We start from the raw sequence: 15089 nt of genomic DNA on the forward strand, positions 1-15089 counted from the left end.
GGTTCGGTCCCGCCACCGAGTCGGCGGTCGCGGTTACTCCTTTTCGGTGACGGTCACGGTGTAGCTGCCGCCGCCGGAGTAGCTGTCGACCAGCACCGAGAGGTCGGCCGACGTGTCGGGGTCGTCGATGACTATCTGCTCTTCGCTGTCCGTGGTCCACGAGCGGTAGTCGTAGGACCCGGTCGTGGGGCACGTCCCCGAGCCCTCGTTGACGTAGAGGTCGAAGTCGGCGCTCGACGGCCCGCTGAGGTCGACGACGACCTGCGACGGCGAGCCATACTCCCACGCGTAGCTCCAGCAGTCGGAGTCGGCCGACGACGACAGCGAGTCGTCGATGGTGGAGGTGGTCGAGTCGCCGCCGCCACCGCCACCGCCGCCGCCGCCGCCGCCGCCGCTTCCCGGCTCGGTCGTGACGGCGTTCGCGGCGTCGACGCGGCCCGCTCCCTGTTCGTTCTCGGAGAGGCCGACGTCGACCGCGGTGTTCTTGAGCTGGCTCCGCAGGTCGGCCGGCGAGAGGTCGTAGACGGCGAGCGTGAGCCCGGCGACCCCCGAGACCACCGGCGTCGCCATCGACGTGCCAGAGATTTCCTTGTACTCGGTATCGGTCGTCCAACACGAGAGGACGTTCGTCCCCGGGGCGGCGAGGTCGATGTCGGTACCGTAGTTCGAGTACGACGCCAGCGTCTCGTCGGGGTCGAGCGCGGAGACGGCGACGCACTCGCTGTATGCGGCGGGGTACGACACGCTCCCGCTCCCGTCGTTGCCGGCGGCGGCGACGACGAGGCTCCCCTGCTGGGTCGCGTACGACACGGCGTTCTTCATCGTGGACGTGTAACCGCCCCCGCCGAGCGAGAGGTTGATGACGTCTGCGCCCTGGTCCGCGGCCCACTCGATGGCGTCGGCGATGTCGCTCGTCGAGCCGCTGCCGGATTCGGAGAGCGCCCGCCCCGAGAGGAGCGAGGAGTCGCTGATGCCGCCGATGCCCTCGCTGTTGTCGGTGGTGCCGGCGGCGATGCCGGCGACGTGGGTGCCGTGGTACTCGTCGGCGAGCACGTCCGGATACGGGTCGCCGTCGGCGTCGACGAAGTCCTGGCCCTTGTCGGAGCCGAACTGCGCCGAGAGGTCGGGGTGGTCGTACTTGACCCCCTGGTCGACCACGGCGACGGTCACGTCGGAACTGCCGAGCGTGGTGTCCCACGCGGTGTCGGCGTTCACCTGCTGCGGGGCGTACTGACTGCCGTACTGCGGGTCGTTCGTCGTGTAGAGCGCCTGATGGGTGACGTTCTTCTCCGCGTACTTTACCTCGTCGCGCTTCGTGACGGCCGAGATGAAGTTCTCGCGGGCGCGGTCGGCGGCGACCGACGGGAACTTGACGGCCACGTAACTGAGGGTCTTGTTTTCGTGGACGACCGTCGCGTTGCCGGGAACGTGCTTTTCCACGGCCTTGCGCGGACTGTCGGCCGTCTTCGAGACGCCGACGAGAATCTCTTCTTTCTTCGGGCCGGGGGACCGACCGGGCGTCGCGGTGGTCACGCCTGCCGCGCCGGTCAGCCCGGCGGCCGCGGCGAGTTTCAGGAAGGTTCGTCTGTCGAAGTTCGGTGTGCCTGCCATGGGCACACATGTCTCGGGAGACCGTGGCAATATTTGTTAGCTTGACTGAAATTTCAATTTCAGCCTGTTCTTCAAAGACCATTCGGAACAGAATCGTAAACCAAAATAAATCATCGACAGATTCCCGAATCATCGTTCCTGCTTCGGTCGCCCCTCCCTCGAAATTTATAAACCCGAAACCGGGTGAGGTGATGTATGGACCTCCTGCGGCGGTTGGTCGGTCCCGACGGGCTCCCGTCGGGCCGAGTGGCGCTCTTCGTGGACGGCCCGAACGTCCTCCGCGACGAGTTCGACGTGGACTTAGACGACATCCGGGCGGCGGCTCGCTCGCTCGGCGGGCAGTTGAGCGCGGCGCGGCTCTACCTCGACGAGCACGCCACGCCGGGGCTGATTCAGGCGGCCGAGGCGCGCGGCTTCGAGGTCATCGTCACGAGCGGCGACGTGGACGTGAAGCTCGCGGTCGACCTCACCCGGTACGCCGTCGAGGACCGCGCCGACGTCATCGCGGTCGCCTCGCGGGACACCGACTTCAAGCCCGCCCTGGAGACGGCCAACGCCTACGGCCTGCGGACGGTCGCCATCGCGCCGGGGAGCTACGGCCGCTCGGACGCGCTCCAGAACGCGGCGACCCACGCGATGACGCTCGATGAACTCGCCGACGGCGGCGACTGAGCCGGGAGACGAGCGGGCCGGTGTCACCGGCTCTCCCGACGCCGCCTGCCCTGACATCGACGCCGCAACGACACCGCACCAACCACACACCGACTCGACCGCGAACGGTTCGCTTTTTCCTCCCCCGACCGACCACTCGTCCATGCAGGAGTTCGACACGCCGGTCGTGGACAACCACCTCCACCTCGACCCGGACCACGGGCGCGGGCTGGAGGCGGTGAAGGATTTCGCCCGGAGCGGCGGCACGCATCTCCTCGTCGTCAACAAGCCCTCGTGGCTCCTCGGCCACGAGGTCGAGACGGGCGAGGACTTCCGCCCGGTGTTCGAGACGACGGTCGAGGTCGTCCGCGAGGCTTCCGAACTACTTCCCGGACGCGCGTGGCCGGTCCTCGGCGTCCACCCCGGCCTCGTCTCGAAACTCGTCGACGACCGCGGCTACGACCCCGAGGACGCCCGCGACCTGATGTGCGCCGGTCTCGACACCGCCGCCGAGTTCGTCCGCGGGGGCGACGCGCTCGCGCTCAAGTCCGGCCGCCCGCACTACGAGGTCACGGACGCCGTCTGGGAGGCCTCGAACGCCGTCCTCGGACACGGCCTCGACCTCGCCGCGGACTGCGACTGCGCGCTCCAACTCCACACGGAGTCGACGACCGACCTCTCGGACGTGGCCGAGTGGGCCGCCGAGCGCGGCGTCCCCGGAGAGCGCGTGGTCAAACACTACGCGCAGGGCCACCTGACCGGCGGCACGCCGAGCGTCATGAGCGACAAGGACCGCCTCGAAGACGCCGCTGAGCGGGGCGACCCGTTCCTCATGGAGACCGACTTCATCGACGACCCCGACCGGCCCGGAGCGGTGATGGGGCCGAAGACCGTCCCCCGGCGCGTCGATTGGCTCCTCGACGAGGGGCGCGAGGACGCCGTCAGGAACGCCCACGTCGAGACGCCCGCGCTGGTCTACGGCGTCGACACCGAAGCGACGCTCGACCGATAGGGACCGTCGGGCGGAGCGCGGAACGGCCACCGAGACCGGCGCACGAGCCGAATTGCGCCGTCTTCTCCCACGTCGAGCCCTCACACGGTCACGAGCAGGATAAGAAAGGCATTTGAGTCCGGCACGGGAGGTTGTAGGTATGACCGAGGCCGAGGAACGATACTACTCGCCGGAACGCTGGCAGAACTGGTTGACGCGCGTCGAAGAAGAGGACCTGGACCTCGAAAGCGAGGAGACCGGCCGTCTTCTGATGAACATCCAGAACGACGCGGCCATCGCCATCGCCAAGATTCTGACCGCCTACGACGACGACACGCTGGGCGAAGAAGAGGCGCTCGACGAGCTTTCGACCGTCCACGACATCGTCATGGTCGAGCCCGAGTTCGAGTCGGAGAACGAGGAGGCCGAAATCCTCATCGGGAGCGTCCAGACGAGCCTCTCGTGTGCCTTCTTCGCCGCCGAGGAGTTCATCGTCGCCGGCCCCGCCGAACTCGAAGACGACATGGACGCCTACATCCGCGCCGCCGCGGACGCCGAGGCCGCCGACGACCTCGACAGCGCGCTCGGCTACATCGTCCAGGTCGGCACCCGCGTCATCGACGGCGAGGACCTCGATATCGAGGTTCTCGACGAACTCGAATTCGGACTCGTCACCGAGTGGGTCAACGGCCTCGACAGCCTCCAGAGCGGTCTCTCGGAGCCCGAGGTCGTCGAAGAAGAAGACTAAGCTCGGCCTCTCTCACGCTGCTTTTCGTCTCGCTTTTCGACCGCCGAGAGCGTCGGGGTCCCCCGGAATCGGCCCACCTGTAGTTCCGACGGCGAGCCCCGGCTACGGGACCGCGACGAAGTACGTCGCGAACTCGCCGTCGTCGAACTGGACGGTGAGGATGAAGAAGTCGCCACGTGTGTCGAGGTTCTTGTTCGCCGCGAAGTCGATGGTGATGTCCGTCGTCGCGTCCGACGGGAGCGTGACCCGGTCCGGGCCAAGCGTGTACTGATCAGCCCCAACGTTCTGAGCTGGAGAACCGTTGAACGACGCGGTCTCGGCGCCGTTACCGCCCTGGTCGGGGTAATAAAACGAGACGCGGAAACTCGTCACGACGCGCTCCGTTCCGGTGTTGTTGAGGGAGATTCGAGCGGCGTCGTTCCCGTTCGTGGCGGTTGTCCCCGTTAGGATGACGTCTTGGTCCTCCTGCGGCGGATTAATCTCGCTTGTCGACCCGTCGTCTCCCGCGCCCGTGCCGCCGCCACCGCCGGTTCCGTTGACGAGCGGGACAGTATAGGTCGTCTGTTCGATTGCTTCGACCGCCCCGTCGCCGTCGAGGTCGCCCGACGCCCGGATGGTTATCGGTCCGTCCGCGTCGGCGGCGGGCGTGAACGCGAACCCGGCGCGGCCATCGTCGGTCGTTGTGATGGTCCGACTCGTCGGTGACGCGTCGCCTTCGGTAACGGTGAAGTCGATACGCTCGCCTTCGACAGGGTTGTTGTAGCCGTCGCGAGCCTCGACGACGACTCCGGTCGACTCGCCGGGCGCGGCGGAAGTTCCCGTCGTGACCGGGACGAGGTACTGTCCGTCGGGACTGGCGACCGTCGACGCGGCCGACGAGGACGACAGTTCGACCTTGGCGAGTCGGAGTTCGTAGGTGTACGAGCCGTTCAGGGTGACGCGGACGAGGCTGTTCGTCGGGTCCGCGCCGTCGCCGAGGTCGGAAACGGCTTTCACCCGGACGTTCTCCAGCATCCGGTCGGCGGTCGGAGACCGACTCCACGCCGTCGCGTTCGACCCGACCGGGAGAGTCAGGGTGATGTCCTCGTCGGACTCGTTCGTCACGGTCACCGTCCGCGTGGCCGACGAGATGGGCGCGACGGTCAGCGGGGTTCGAGTCGCCGTCTGACCGACTCGGCCGTCGACGGAGACGACGGTGATTCGGTTCCCCGAGACGAGCGTCTGGCCGCCGAGCGGGACCACGTTCGCGCCGGCCTCGCGCTGGACCGACGCGCCGGAGACCGTAATCGGCGTGCCGTCGAACTCGTTGTAGTCCGGCGAGTAGCGCAGGACCTTGCTCTCGTAGGTTCGCGCCCCGCCGTCCCAGAGCGTCCGGACGGCCTCGGGTTCGCCGTCGACGGCGTCGGCACCGGCGATAGTGACGTCCCGCGAGTCCGTAAGCGCGAGGCTTCCGGTCGTCGGACCGGGGTTGATGAAGACGACGCGCGGGCGGTACTGGACGCCGGTCTGAACCGTGACACCTGACTGCACTCCTCTCGTCGCGGTCGCCAGCACGTCGTTGTGGAGCGACACGAGGTCGTCCGAGGCGTCCAGATAGGCCCCGAACTCCGTCGCTTTCGTCTGCTGGGGAACGACCGTCGCCTGGTAGAGCGACAGGCCGATAACGAGGAAGCCGAACAGGAGGATAGCGCCGACCTGAACCGCCTGCCCCCGTTCGCTGTCGAGGAGTTCCATTGGGGTGGTCAACTGGTCGGACTGATAAAGGTCTGTTGCCGCGTACGTTTTTATGTCGCACCCGCCTGCGTTCAGTCGTGCAGGTCGCTTCGCGCGCACAGATCGAGACGGTCGGGATGGTCCTCCTGTTAGGACTCGTCGTGGTGGTCGTCACGGTCGGGGGCGTCGCCGCGCTCGCCGCTGTCGACGACTACCGAGACGACGCTCCGCTAGTGGAACTCGACGTGACCGTCGACGGGTCGAACCTGACGCTCGCGCACCGCGCCGGAGACACCCTCCGCGCCGGCGAGGTGGCCGTCATCACCCGAAGCGAGGACACGACGACCCGGTACTCACTCGGGACTGACGGTGACATCAACGGGCGAGCGGCGACGACGGAGTCGCTGTTCGGCCCCGGAGACAGCTGGCGACCGGCCGCCCCTGTCGGGTTCGACGGGAGCGATCCGTACCTCGTGTTGGTCGTCCACGAACCGAGTAACACCGTCATCCACCGCGCGGAGCGGACGCTCGGCGCGATCACGGAGACGCCCGGCCCCGCGCCGACGCCGCGGCCGACGACGACGAGTTCGCCGGTGACAACCACGTCCACGGCGACGACAACTTCGACGACCGTAACTTCGACGACCGTAACTTCGACGACCGCAACGACGACCACGGCCACGACCACTTCGACGCCCCCGGAATCGACCGCTATCAACGGGGTGCACGTGGAAGACCGGACGACCGACTCCGGCGGTGCCGGTTACCGCGTGGACTACGACGTGGCCACGGGTCCGGACTTCGACCGCGTCCGCGTGACCTTCGAGAACCTCGATTCGTCGTGGGCGACCCAGACGGTCACCGAGACGAACGCCCGCGGCTTCGCGACCTACGATATCGGCGCGGGCGTCGGCGACCGCTACCGAATCACGGTGGCGGCGCTGGACGCGGGCGGCAACGTGCTCGACTCGCGGACCATCTCGGACGTTGCCGACGGCGACAACCCCGACGCGAACACGGGACTCCCCGAGTCGAACGACCCGAAGATTCGCGGTGCCGCGCTCATCGACCTGACGCAGGAGGGTGCGGCGTACGAACTGAACTACAACGTCACGAACGCCTCGAACCTCTCGGAAATTCGCGTCGAGTTCGACAACCTCGACGCGCCCTCGGCGACCGCGGAACTCAGCGGGACCGCATCCCGCGGGACCATCGCGGGCTACTCGGCGTACGACGGGACCGAAGGCGACGACTACGAGGCAGTCATCCGCGTCTTCGACGAGGACGGCGTACTCGTCGACCGCCGGGTCATCTCGGACGTGGCCGACGGCGTCGACCCCGCCGGCAACGACGACCTGACGCGGGCGTCCAGCCCGTCGTTCGCGGGGACCATCATTGACGACCTGAGCATGACGCAGGCCGACTACGAGGCCTCGTACAACGTCACCGACCGGGCGGAGTTCGGCGGCGTCAGGCTGTGGGTTTCGAACGTGGACGCGTCGTACGCCGAGGGAATCTACGAGAGCGCGGACCCGCGGCACACCATCGACGACTTCGCCGCCGAGGACAACGGCGGGACTTTTGGGATGACCTACCATATCCGGCTTCAGTTGCTCGACGCCGACGGCGTCGTCGTCGACGAGCGCATCGTGACCGACGACGCGGACTGGACCGACCCGTCCGGAAACGACGGCCTCTCCCGCGCGGGAAGCCCCGCGCTCGACTCGGTGTCTGTGTCGGATCAGTCGCAGACTAACCGGAATCGAGTTCGCTACCGGGTCGACTACGACGTTATCGGGACGAGCGAGTTCGCCGAAGTTGAGGTGTACTTCCGCAACCGTCAGCAACCGCAGGCCAGCGGGGTCGTCCGAAGTTCGGCGACGAGCGAGAACAACCTCGAATACGCCGAGACCTACGGAACTGGAGACACCTACGACATCGAGGTCCGCGTCGTCGACACCGACGGTATCGTGGTCGACCGGTACGTCCTCTCGGATATTGCGGGCGACAAGAACGCCTGACCGCTCGTCGCCTATTCTTCGACAACCGACGTAACTCACCATCGACAAAACCTTATCCCTCGGTTCTGTAGCATCGACCATGACTTCCGTCGGCATCGACGCCATGGAGATTTGGACGGGCAAACTCGTGTTAGACCTCCCCAACACCTTCGCGCCGGTGAAGGGCGAAGACCCGGAGAAGTACACGAAGGGCCTCGGTCTCCACACGTCGTCGTTCCCGGACGTGTACGAGGACATCGTCACGATGGGCGCGAACGCCGCCAAGCAACTGATGGACCGGAAGGGGCTCACGCCCGCGGACATCGGCCGCATCGACGTGGCGACCGAGTCGGCGTTCGACAACTCCAAGCCGGTGTCGACGTATATCGCCGGCTGTCTCGAACAGGTGTACGACGGCGACTTCCGCCACGCGAACAAGGGCGAGCGCAAGTTCGCCTGTATCGCCGGCACCCAGAGCCTCGACGACGCCTACAACTGGATTAAGGCGGGTCGCAACCGCGGGCGCGCGGCGCTCGTCATCGCCACCGACACCGCCCTCTACGAGCGGGGCGACCCCGGCGAGGCGACGCAGGGCGCGGGGGCGGTGGCGATGCTCATCGACGAGGACCCGGACCTCGTCGAACTCTCGACCGAGCAGGGCTACGGCAGCATGGACGAGACGGACTTCCTCAAGCCGAACCAGCAGTTCCCCTCGGTGGACGGCAAGCGCTCCATGCAGGTGTACCTCGCCCGCATGCGCGAGGCGCTCGAAGACTACGAGAGCGTCGCGGGTCGCACGCACCCCGACCTCTTCGAGTACATCCCGTTCCACACGCCGTTCCCCGGCATGGTCCGGAAGGCGGCGCTCCTCGGGTTCCGTCACATGACCCGCGACACCGACATCGAAGACGACCTCGAAGCCGAAATCGGCCGACAGCCCCGCGAGGAGGACTTCGAGACGTGGGACGACTACGAGGAGGCCATCCGCGGCTACATGGACGAGCTGAAGACGACCGAACAGTACCGCGAGTGGTACGGCCGCGTCATCGAGCCGACGCTCGACATCTCCAGCCGCGTCGGCAACTGGTACACCGGCTCGGTCCACATCGCCCGACTGTCGGCGCTCATCGCCGCCGCCGACGAGGGGAAAGACATGACCGGCAAGCAGCTTCTCGTCGGGTCGTACGGCTCCGGCGCGCAGGCCGAGATTCACGCCGAGACGGTCCAAGAGACGTGGCTCGACGAAATCGAGGCCGTGGACGTGGACGACCAGCTCGCGGCCCGAACCGAGATCTCCTTCGACGACTACGAGCTCATCCACGACGTGCACAACCACGAAAAGGAGATCGAGGTCGAGGAGTTCACCCAACCCGAAGCCGAGTTCGTCTTCACGGGCTGGGGTCGGATGAACGAGCGCCGCTACGAGTACGTGGAGTAGGTAGAATACGCGGAGTAACGGGGACCGTCTACGCGAGCGCCTCGCTTGCGTTCGCGGCCGGTCGTTAGAACGAACGAGCCTGTTCGGGGAGTATCGACCACGAGTCTGCCGGGTCCGCGCCCCGGTCGTCGTAGAACTTTCTGCCGATGTAGTCGTCGCTCACGCTTCCGAGTATCGTGTTGTACAGGTCGGCGGCCGACTCGTAGGTCTCGGTTCCGAGCGGGGCGAGGATGGTCTCGACGGTCTCCGCGTCGTCGACGTTCGGCGCGGTCACCTCGACGTCGCCGGCGCGTTCGAGCACGCGGTCGGTCGTAACGGGGTATTCGAACGCCGTTTCGAGATGTGATCGGAGGTCGCGAATGTCCATGGGCGGACATCGTCGCGGCCGCCCTTCGGCTTTTTTCGCCCTTAGACGGACACTCTGGAAATTCGAATCGAATCGGAGAGAACGCGAAAAACGGGTTCCGACGCCGGTTCAGGGGAGTTTCCGCAGGTCTTCGAGCATCTCGTCTAGGTCCCGGTCGGTCACGGCGAGGGCGAAGCCGTCGATAGTGGCGAGCGCGGGCGCGTGCTCCCAGAGTTCGTCCTCCGAGAGGCCGTGGAGGACGACGGCGTTCGGCGTCGGCGTGACGACGCGCATGGCGACGAGCGGCGACTCGCCGCGGGTGACGCCGGTGAAGACGAGCGCCCGACTCGTGGACTGGCCGTAGAGCCGGTAGAACTCCTCCGAAGAGAGTCGCGTGATGGCCTGGATACTGTTGATGACGGTGTGGCCGCTGATGCGGTCTTGGTCGCCGTCGACGATGGGTGTCGCGCCGATGGCGTCGTAGAAGCTGTCCAGCGGAATCGACGTGGGGTATTCCCGGAGGTCCTGGACGATGTCGCTCTCGAAGCCGGCCGAGAGGACGCGGGCGTACTGCCGGATGCGACTGCCGCCGCGGGCCTCGTCGATGTCGAGGAGCGCTTCGACCATCCGGCGGATGACGCCGATGCCGGGGCTCTCGCGGCGGCCGCTCTCGTAGTCGGAGACGACCGACGACGACACGTCCAACTGCTCGGCGAGCGCCGTCTGCGAGATGTCGAAGTCGGTCCGCCACTTCCGGAGCGTCGCACCGGGGTCGTCCGAGAGGGTAATCTCGCCCGCGATGCGTCGAGCGAGGTCGTCGCGCGGTGCCGCGGTCATCGCGAACACCTCGGTTCGACGGACGAGTGAATCATGCGACAACGTGCGTGAGTGTCCCGCAAAAGGGTGTCGAAAGGGGTAGTCGTCGCCTGACGAACCCCGTGGGAACCCTGAAGGTCGTCGCCCGACCACTACGCGGTATGCCATCGACCCTCGTCCACGTCGCGGTCGGCGGACTCGTCGGTGCCGCCCTCCTCGGTCGCTGGTTCGACGCCCGCTCGGTCGGCGTCGCGCTCGTCGCCGCCGCAGTCCCCGACCTCGACTCGTTCACCAGCACGCTCCTGCCCGGCAGCCACCGCGCGCTGTTTCACACGCTCTTGTTTCCGCTCGCTCTCGCCGCCGTCGTGGCCTACGACACGCGGGTTCGTGACCCCGAGCGATCCGTGATTCGCGGTCGGTGGGGCGCTCGCGGCGTCGTGGTCTCGTGGGTCGGCATCGCCGCGCTCCTCTGCGGCGGCATCTTCCCCGACCTGTTCACCAACGGCGTCAACGCCTTCTACCCGCTCCACGACGCGTTCTACTCGATTAGCGGGCGCGCCGAGTGGTCGAGCACGCGCGGGTTCGTCCAGACGTTCGTCGAACGACGGCCGGCGTCGTCGCCAGCGCCGACGACGGAGACGCTCCACTACAGCACCGTCGTCGACCCCTCGCCGGGCGCGGAACCCGAGAACGTCGAGCGGGTCGCTCCGCTGGCCTCGTCGGGGACGGAGTTAATGCTCATCGTGCTCGGTGCGGGCGTGGTCGGCGGTCGACTCCTCTCGGAGCGCCTGCGCGGGCGGATGGAGTGAGTCGTCGGAACGAGACGGGGGAGCGGCCGAGGCTCGCGACTCCGAGCGTTCATAACCGATGGCGACGCATTCGCGTCCATGAGCGAGACACCCGACGGCGTCGAGGTGCGACCCTACGAACCGGGCGACGCGGCCGCGTTCTGGGAACTGAAACGCGGGTTCGAACTCGGCATCGGCGAGGGAACCGGCGGCGACGACAAGCTCACCACGTACGAGGCGAAACTCACCGACGACTACCGCGAACGCTACCTCTCGTGGGTCGAGCACTGCGCGAGCGACGACCCCGGGTGCGTCGTCGTCGCGGAGGCGGTGTCGGGCGACGAGGACGGTGACGTCGGCGTCGATAGCGACGGCGACGACCGCGGCGACGACGCTCGTCTCGTCGGCTACGCCTTCGCGCTCCCCGAGGAGATGACGTTCATCTGGGACGCCGCCGTCCTCAACGAGCTGTTCCTCGACGCCGACTACCGCGGCACGGGCGTCGCCGACGAACTCATGGAGGCCGTACTGGACCACGCGCGCTCGCAGGACCTCCCGTTGGACCGAATCGTCCTCGACGTGGACGAGTCGAACGACCGGGCGCGGGCGTTCTACGACCGCTACGGCTTCGACCACTGGGGAGAGCTCGTCGCTCGCGACCTCTGAGTCGAAGAAAGCGAGGTACTGGAGAACGGCGATTCGAGCGCTCGGACAGGCGCGACTACCGGAGCGCCGTGGCCGCGAGGCCGCCGACGGTGCCGAGAACCGCGGGGTACGCGACGCCCGCGAGGAGCGCGGACGTGACCGGGTCGGGACTAACGGCCGCGTCGCCGACGGTAACGGTGAAAAGCGCGATACCCGCGAGCGCGAAGACGAGGTAGCCGACGGTGGTTCCCGCGCCGGCCAGCGCGCCCGCCCGCGTCGAGGACGCGCCGCTGACGACGGCCGCGAGCGCGCCCGCCGCGAGGAGCGCGACCACGGGCGCGACGTAGAGCACCGGCGAGAACGCCTCGACGCTCTCGATGAGGTTCGCGGCGGAGGTGGTCCCGAACAGCCCGGGGAACGTCGTGGTCACGCCGTGGGCGCTCATGAACACCCAGCCGACGACCTTCCACGTCGAGATGTCGGAGCCGAGGGCTTCGAGCACCTGGCTGGCCGTCGAGTTCTCGATGGTCGAGGAGGTGAGGAGGTAGGTCACGAGGTAGCCGAAGAGGGCCGCCCCGAGACCGGCGACGCCGCCGCTGCCGACCGACCGAAGCGTCGATGGTGTGGAACCGGGCGTTGATTCAGGTGTCGTTGACATCGTGTCGGAAGCGATTGTCGTTCTCCCGTAAATGTCTCGTGGCCGCCGTGAGAGGGCCTCTCGCGGTACGTGATGCCGATACGTGACGGTGGCGACGCGTCCAGCGACCGCCCGACGGCCATCGAATACCGGAGGGTCACGTTCAAGTCTCGCCGTGCGATAGCGACGGGCATGTTACTTCGGGGCCCACGGGTGATTCGTGGCGACCGCGTCATCGACGAGGCGGACGTTCGAATCGACGCCGAGACGGGGCGAATCGAGGCCGTCGGCGACCTCGACCCCCGCGGGGACGAGCGAGTCGTCGACCTCGCCGGGAAGACGGTCACCCCCGGACTGGTGGACGCGCACGTCCACTTCTCCTTGTCGGGCGAGCGGAGCGTCGAGGACGTGGTCGGCATGTCCGACGCCGAACTCACGCTGGTCGAGGCGCGAAACGCTCGGAAGACGCTCGAAGCGGGCGTCACGGGCGCTCGCGTGATGGGCGCGCGAGACATCGACGTGGCGCTGAAACGCGCCATCGACGCCGGGGACGTGCCCGGTCCGCGGACGGTCGCCAACTGCCGGTCGATAACCATCACCGGCGGCCACGGCCACCACATGGGCCGCGAGATAGACGGGCCGACCGAGGCGCGAAAGGCGGTCAGAGAGCAGGTGAAACTGGGTGCCGACTTCATCAAGTTCATGACGACCGGCGGGGTGACGACGCCCGGCAGCGACCCCGGCGCGGTGGCGTTCACCGAGGAGGAACTCCACGCGCTCGTGGACGAGGCGCACCGCCGGGGCGTCCACACCGCGACCCACGCCCACGGCGGCGAGGGCGTGAAAGCGGCCATCCGGGCCGGCGTCGACACGGTCGAACACGGGACGTTCCTCGACGACGAGGCCATCGACCTGTTCGTGGAGCGCGACGTGACGCTCGTGCCGACGCTCTCCGCGCCGTACCACATCGTCCGCAACACCGAGGCGGCGACGAAGGAGGACGTGGCGAAGACCGAGACCGTCTACGAGCGTCACATCGAGTCGTTCAAACTGGCCGCCGAGGCCGGTGTCCGAATCGCCGGCGGCACCGACGCGGGCACGCCGTTCAACTTCCACGGCGGCAACGCCTCCGAGGTGCAGTTCATGGCGCAACACGCCATGGAGCCACTGGACGCTATCCGAGCGATGACCGAGACGGCCGCCGACGCGGTGGGGTTGGACGACTGCGGCGTCGTCGAACCCGGCGCGTACGCCGACCTGCTCGTCTTCGACGACGACCCGCTGTCGGACCTGACGGTATTGAACGACCCGACGGCGGTCCTGAAGGGCGGCCGCGTCGTCGCCGGCGCGGTCCCCGGCGGAGAATAAGTCGGCCTCAGCGAACGTCGTCGGGGTCGAGGTCCCAGCGGAACTCGGCGTCGTAGTCGCCGCCGGTCGTCGCCAGCCAATCCTCGCGGGAGACGCTGTAGCGGAGTTCGTCGGCCGGGTCGCCGTCGATGACGATGCTGTTTCGCTCGCGGCCGTCGAGGCCGCCGCCGAGCGCCGCCGTGTACTTCTCGATGGCGCGCTGGGACTTCTCGTTCGCCGCGACGTGTGACACCGCGACGACTTCGAGGTCGAACACGTCGAACGCGAGCGCCGCCAGCGCCGCGGCGCGCTCGCCCGAGTAACCGCGACCCCAGTGGCGCGGCCGGAGCCACAGACCGAGTTCGCCCACGCGGCGGTCCCACTCGGTGTGGAGGCCGCCGAACCCCGCAATCTCGCCCGCACCTTCCTCGCCTTCGCGCGGGATAATCGCGTAGTCGGCGCTCTCGGCGTCGGTCCAACTCGACTCCCCGCGGTCGAGAAAGTCCTTCGTCACCTTCGGCGTCTCGTGGCGCGACCACGGCATGTACCGGGTCACGCCGTCCATCTCGGGGGCCGAACACAGGTCGTAGGCCTCGTGGACACCGACGTGCTTCGGGCGGCGGGCGACCAGTCGGAGCCGCGGCGTCTCGATGACCTCGGGGAAGAGGTCGCTCACGCGCGGCCCTCCCAGCGGAACTCGGCGTCGTAGTCGCCGCCGGTGGCGTCTTCCCACTGTTCGCGGGTCACGGACCAGCCGCGAACGTCCCGTGGAGTGCCGTCGGCGTCAACGGCCTCGTTGGGGAACAGGCCGTCTTCCTGCCCGCCGAAGCGGTCGGTGTACTTCTCGATGGCTCGACACGACGCCTCGTTTTCGGGCATGGCGTACGCGAGCGCGACGTCGAGGTCGAGCACGTCGAAGACGGCGGCGAAGAACGCGGCCGCGCGCTCGCCCGAGTAGCCGCGGCCCCAGAACTCCTTGCGGAGCCACATGCCGAAGACGGCCCGGCGCTTGTCCCACTCGGGGTTGAAGCCGGCGGTGCCCGCGAACTCGCCCGCGCCGTCCTCGCCGTCGCGGGGGAAGACGGCGTAGATGGCGTTGTCGGCGGACTCGTGACCGTCCTCGGCCTGTTCGAGGAAGTCCAGCGTCTCCTTGGGCGTCTCGTGGGGCCCCCACGTGACGAACTCGGTCTCCTCTTCGATGGTGTCCGACCGCGAGGCGGCGAAGTGTTCGTACGCGTCCAACGGGTCGACGACCTCCCGCGACAGGGCGCGGAGCCTGAGCCGCGGGGTCACGATTTCGTCGGGAAACATGGAACGGAGTCCACTCGGAGGGCGCTAATAAGTTTTCTGAATATTGA

At 67.7% G+C, this 15089-nt stretch carries 15 protein-coding genes; 8 read left to right on the top strand and 7 right to left on the bottom strand.

Annotation, left to right across the window (positions count from 1 at the left end; all coding sequences use genetic code 11):
- Positions 1 to 33: 33 nt before the first annotated feature.
- Complete coding sequence (locus C5B91_RS10505) at positions 34 to 1611, bottom strand: S8 family peptidase (protein ID WP_115819550.1); 1578 nt, start codon at positions 1609 to 1611, stop codon at positions 34 to 36.
- A 195-nt stretch (positions 1612 to 1806) separates the two neighbouring features.
- Between C5B91_RS10505 and C5B91_RS10510 the strand changes: the two genes are divergently transcribed.
- The 3 genes from C5B91_RS10510 (at position 1807) to C5B91_RS10520 (ending at position 4001) form a co-directional block, all read left to right on the top strand.
- On the top strand, positions 1807 to 2283 hold the full coding sequence (locus C5B91_RS10510) for an NYN domain-containing protein (RefSeq protein ID WP_008095553.1): 477 nt from the start codon (positions 1807 to 1809) through the stop codon (positions 2281 to 2283).
- Between the two features lie 142 nt (positions 2284 to 2425).
- Entirely contained in the window at positions 2426 to 3274 is an 849-nt protein-coding gene (locus C5B91_RS10515) for a TatD family hydrolase (protein WP_115819549.1), read from the top strand.
- A gap of 139 nt (positions 3275 to 3413) precedes the next feature.
- On the top strand, positions 3414 to 4001 hold the full coding sequence (locus C5B91_RS10520; protein WP_008095550.1) for a DUF2150 family protein: 588 nt from the start codon (positions 3414 to 3416) through the stop codon (positions 3999 to 4001).
- A 102-nt stretch (positions 4002 to 4103) separates the two neighbouring features.
- Here the strand turns inward: C5B91_RS10520 and C5B91_RS10525 are convergent, their stop codons facing one another.
- Positions 4104 to 5735, bottom strand: a complete 1632-nt coding sequence (locus C5B91_RS10525; RefSeq protein ID WP_115819548.1) for a hypothetical protein — start codon at positions 5733 to 5735, stop codon at positions 4104 to 4106.
- A 77-nt stretch (positions 5736 to 5812) separates the two neighbouring features.
- Here C5B91_RS10525 and C5B91_RS10530 point away from each other — a divergent pair, with 77 nt between their 5' ends.
- Both C5B91_RS10530 and hmgB read left to right on the top strand, forming a co-directional pair.
- The gene (locus C5B91_RS10530) at positions 5813 to 7735 is read left to right on the top strand and encodes a type IV pilin (protein WP_115819547.1); all 1923 of its coding nucleotides are present in this window, start codon (positions 5813 to 5815) and stop codon (positions 7733 to 7735) included.
- 79 nt (positions 7736 to 7814) lie between these two features.
- Positions 7815 to 9152 carry a hydroxymethylglutaryl-CoA synthase gene (hmgB, locus tag C5B91_RS10535; RefSeq protein ID WP_115819546.1) on the top strand — a complete coding sequence of 446 codons (1338 nt, stop codon included), beginning with the start codon at positions 7815 to 7817 and terminating at the stop codon, positions 9150 to 9152.
- A 64-nt stretch (positions 9153 to 9216) separates the two neighbouring features.
- Here hmgB and C5B91_RS10540 read toward each other — a convergent pair whose 3' ends face one another.
- Together C5B91_RS10540 and C5B91_RS10545 are read right to left on the bottom strand one after the other, a co-directional pair.
- Positions 9217 to 9519 carry a hypothetical protein gene (locus C5B91_RS10540; protein WP_008095543.1) on the bottom strand — a complete coding sequence of 101 codons (303 nt, stop codon included), beginning with the start codon at positions 9517 to 9519 and terminating at the stop codon, positions 9217 to 9219.
- A 108-nt stretch (positions 9520 to 9627) separates the two neighbouring features.
- The gene (locus C5B91_RS10545) at positions 9628 to 10335 is read right to left on the bottom strand and encodes a helix-turn-helix domain-containing protein (protein WP_004975230.1); all 708 of its coding nucleotides are present in this window, start codon (positions 10333 to 10335) and stop codon (positions 9628 to 9630) included.
- A 140-nt stretch (positions 10336 to 10475) separates the two neighbouring features.
- On the opposite strand from C5B91_RS10545, the gene C5B91_RS10550 reads away from it, so the two are divergent.
- Together C5B91_RS10550 and C5B91_RS10555 are read left to right on the top strand one after the other, a co-directional pair.
- Complete coding sequence (locus C5B91_RS10550) at positions 10476 to 11123, top strand: metal-dependent hydrolase (RefSeq protein ID WP_049967669.1); 648 nt, start codon at positions 10476 to 10478, stop codon at positions 11121 to 11123.
- Between the two features lie 78 nt (positions 11124 to 11201).
- Complete coding sequence (locus C5B91_RS10555; protein WP_115819545.1) at positions 11202 to 11768, top strand: GNAT family N-acetyltransferase; 567 nt, start codon at positions 11202 to 11204, stop codon at positions 11766 to 11768.
- A 55-nt stretch (positions 11769 to 11823) separates the two neighbouring features.
- On the opposite strand, the gene C5B91_RS10560 is transcribed toward C5B91_RS10555, so the two are convergent.
- A complete protein-coding gene (locus C5B91_RS10560) occupies positions 11824 to 12405 on the bottom strand; it encodes a hypothetical protein (RefSeq protein WP_008095537.1) in 582 nt (193 codons plus the stop codon).
- A 171-nt stretch (positions 12406 to 12576) separates the two neighbouring features.
- Here C5B91_RS10560 and C5B91_RS10565 point away from each other — a divergent pair, with 171 nt between their 5' ends.
- Positions 12577 to 13752, top strand: a complete 1176-nt coding sequence (locus C5B91_RS10565) for an amidohydrolase family protein (protein ID WP_049967671.1) — start codon at positions 12577 to 12579, stop codon at positions 13750 to 13752.
- A 7-nt stretch (positions 13753 to 13759) separates the two neighbouring features.
- Here C5B91_RS10565 and C5B91_RS10570 read toward each other — a convergent pair whose 3' ends face one another.
- Together C5B91_RS10570 and C5B91_RS10575 are read right to left on the bottom strand one after the other, a co-directional pair.
- On the bottom strand, positions 13760 to 14407 hold the full coding sequence (locus C5B91_RS10570; RefSeq protein ID WP_115819544.1) for a GNAT family N-acetyltransferase: 648 nt from the start codon (positions 14405 to 14407) through the stop codon (positions 13760 to 13762).
- Positions 14404 to 15042: a GNAT family N-acetyltransferase gene (locus C5B91_RS10575; RefSeq protein WP_049967672.1), complete on the bottom strand. Its 639-nt coding sequence runs from the start codon at positions 15040 to 15042 to the stop codon at positions 14404 to 14406. The genes C5B91_RS10570 and C5B91_RS10575 overlap by 4 nt, the downstream gene beginning before the upstream one ends.
- Positions 15043 to 15089 lie beyond the last annotated feature (47 nt).

The sequence above is a fragment of the Haloferax sp. Atlit-10N genome (genome assembly GCF_003586325.1).
Taxonomy (GTDB): Archaea; Halobacteriota; Halobacteria; order Halobacteriales; family Haloferacaceae; genus Haloferax; species Haloferax prahovense.

What these genes read in the sequence shown, in the direction of transcription:
- C5B91_RS10575 (WP_049967672.1), bottom strand. Translation starts at nt 15,042, where the DNA reads ATGTTTCCCGACGAAATCGTGACCCCGCGGCTCAGGCTCCGCGCCCTG.
- C5B91_RS10540 (WP_008095543.1), bottom strand. Translation starts at nt 9,519, where the DNA reads ATGGACATTCGCGACCTCCGATCACATCTCGAAACGGCGTTCGAATAC.
- hmgB (WP_115819546.1), top strand. Translation starts at nt 7,815, where the DNA reads ATGACTTCCGTCGGCATCGACGCCATGGAGATTTGGACGGGCAAACTC.
- C5B91_RS10550 (WP_049967669.1), top strand. Translation starts at nt 10,476, where the DNA reads ATGCCATCGACCCTCGTCCACGTCGCGGTCGGCGGACTCGTCGGTGCC.
- C5B91_RS10560 (WP_008095537.1), bottom strand. Translation starts at nt 12,405, where the DNA reads ATGTCAACGACACCTGAATCAACGCCCGGTTCCACACCATCGACGCTT.
- C5B91_RS10565 (WP_049967671.1), top strand. Translation starts at nt 12,577, where the DNA reads ATGTTACTTCGGGGCCCACGGGTGATTCGTGGCGACCGCGTCATCGAC.
- C5B91_RS10545 (WP_004975230.1), bottom strand. Translation starts at nt 10,335, where the DNA reads ATGACCGCGGCACCGCGCGACGACCTCGCTCGACGCATCGCGGGCGAG.
- C5B91_RS10555 (WP_115819545.1), top strand. Translation starts at nt 11,202, where the DNA reads ATGAGCGAGACACCCGACGGCGTCGAGGTGCGACCCTACGAACCGGGC.
- C5B91_RS10515 (WP_115819549.1), top strand. Translation starts at nt 2,426, where the DNA reads ATGCAGGAGTTCGACACGCCGGTCGTGGACAACCACCTCCACCTCGAC.
- C5B91_RS10510 (WP_008095553.1), top strand. Translation starts at nt 1,807, where the DNA reads ATGGACCTCCTGCGGCGGTTGGTCGGTCCCGACGGGCTCCCGTCGGGC.
- C5B91_RS10525 (WP_115819548.1), bottom strand. Translation starts at nt 5,735, where the DNA reads ATGGAACTCCTCGACAGCGAACGGGGGCAGGCGGTTCAGGTCGGCGCT.
- C5B91_RS10520 (WP_008095550.1), top strand. Translation starts at nt 3,414, where the DNA reads ATGACCGAGGCCGAGGAACGATACTACTCGCCGGAACGCTGGCAGAAC.
- C5B91_RS10505 (WP_115819550.1), bottom strand. Translation starts at nt 1,611, where the DNA reads ATGGCAGGCACACCGAACTTCGACAGACGAACCTTCCTGAAACTCGCC.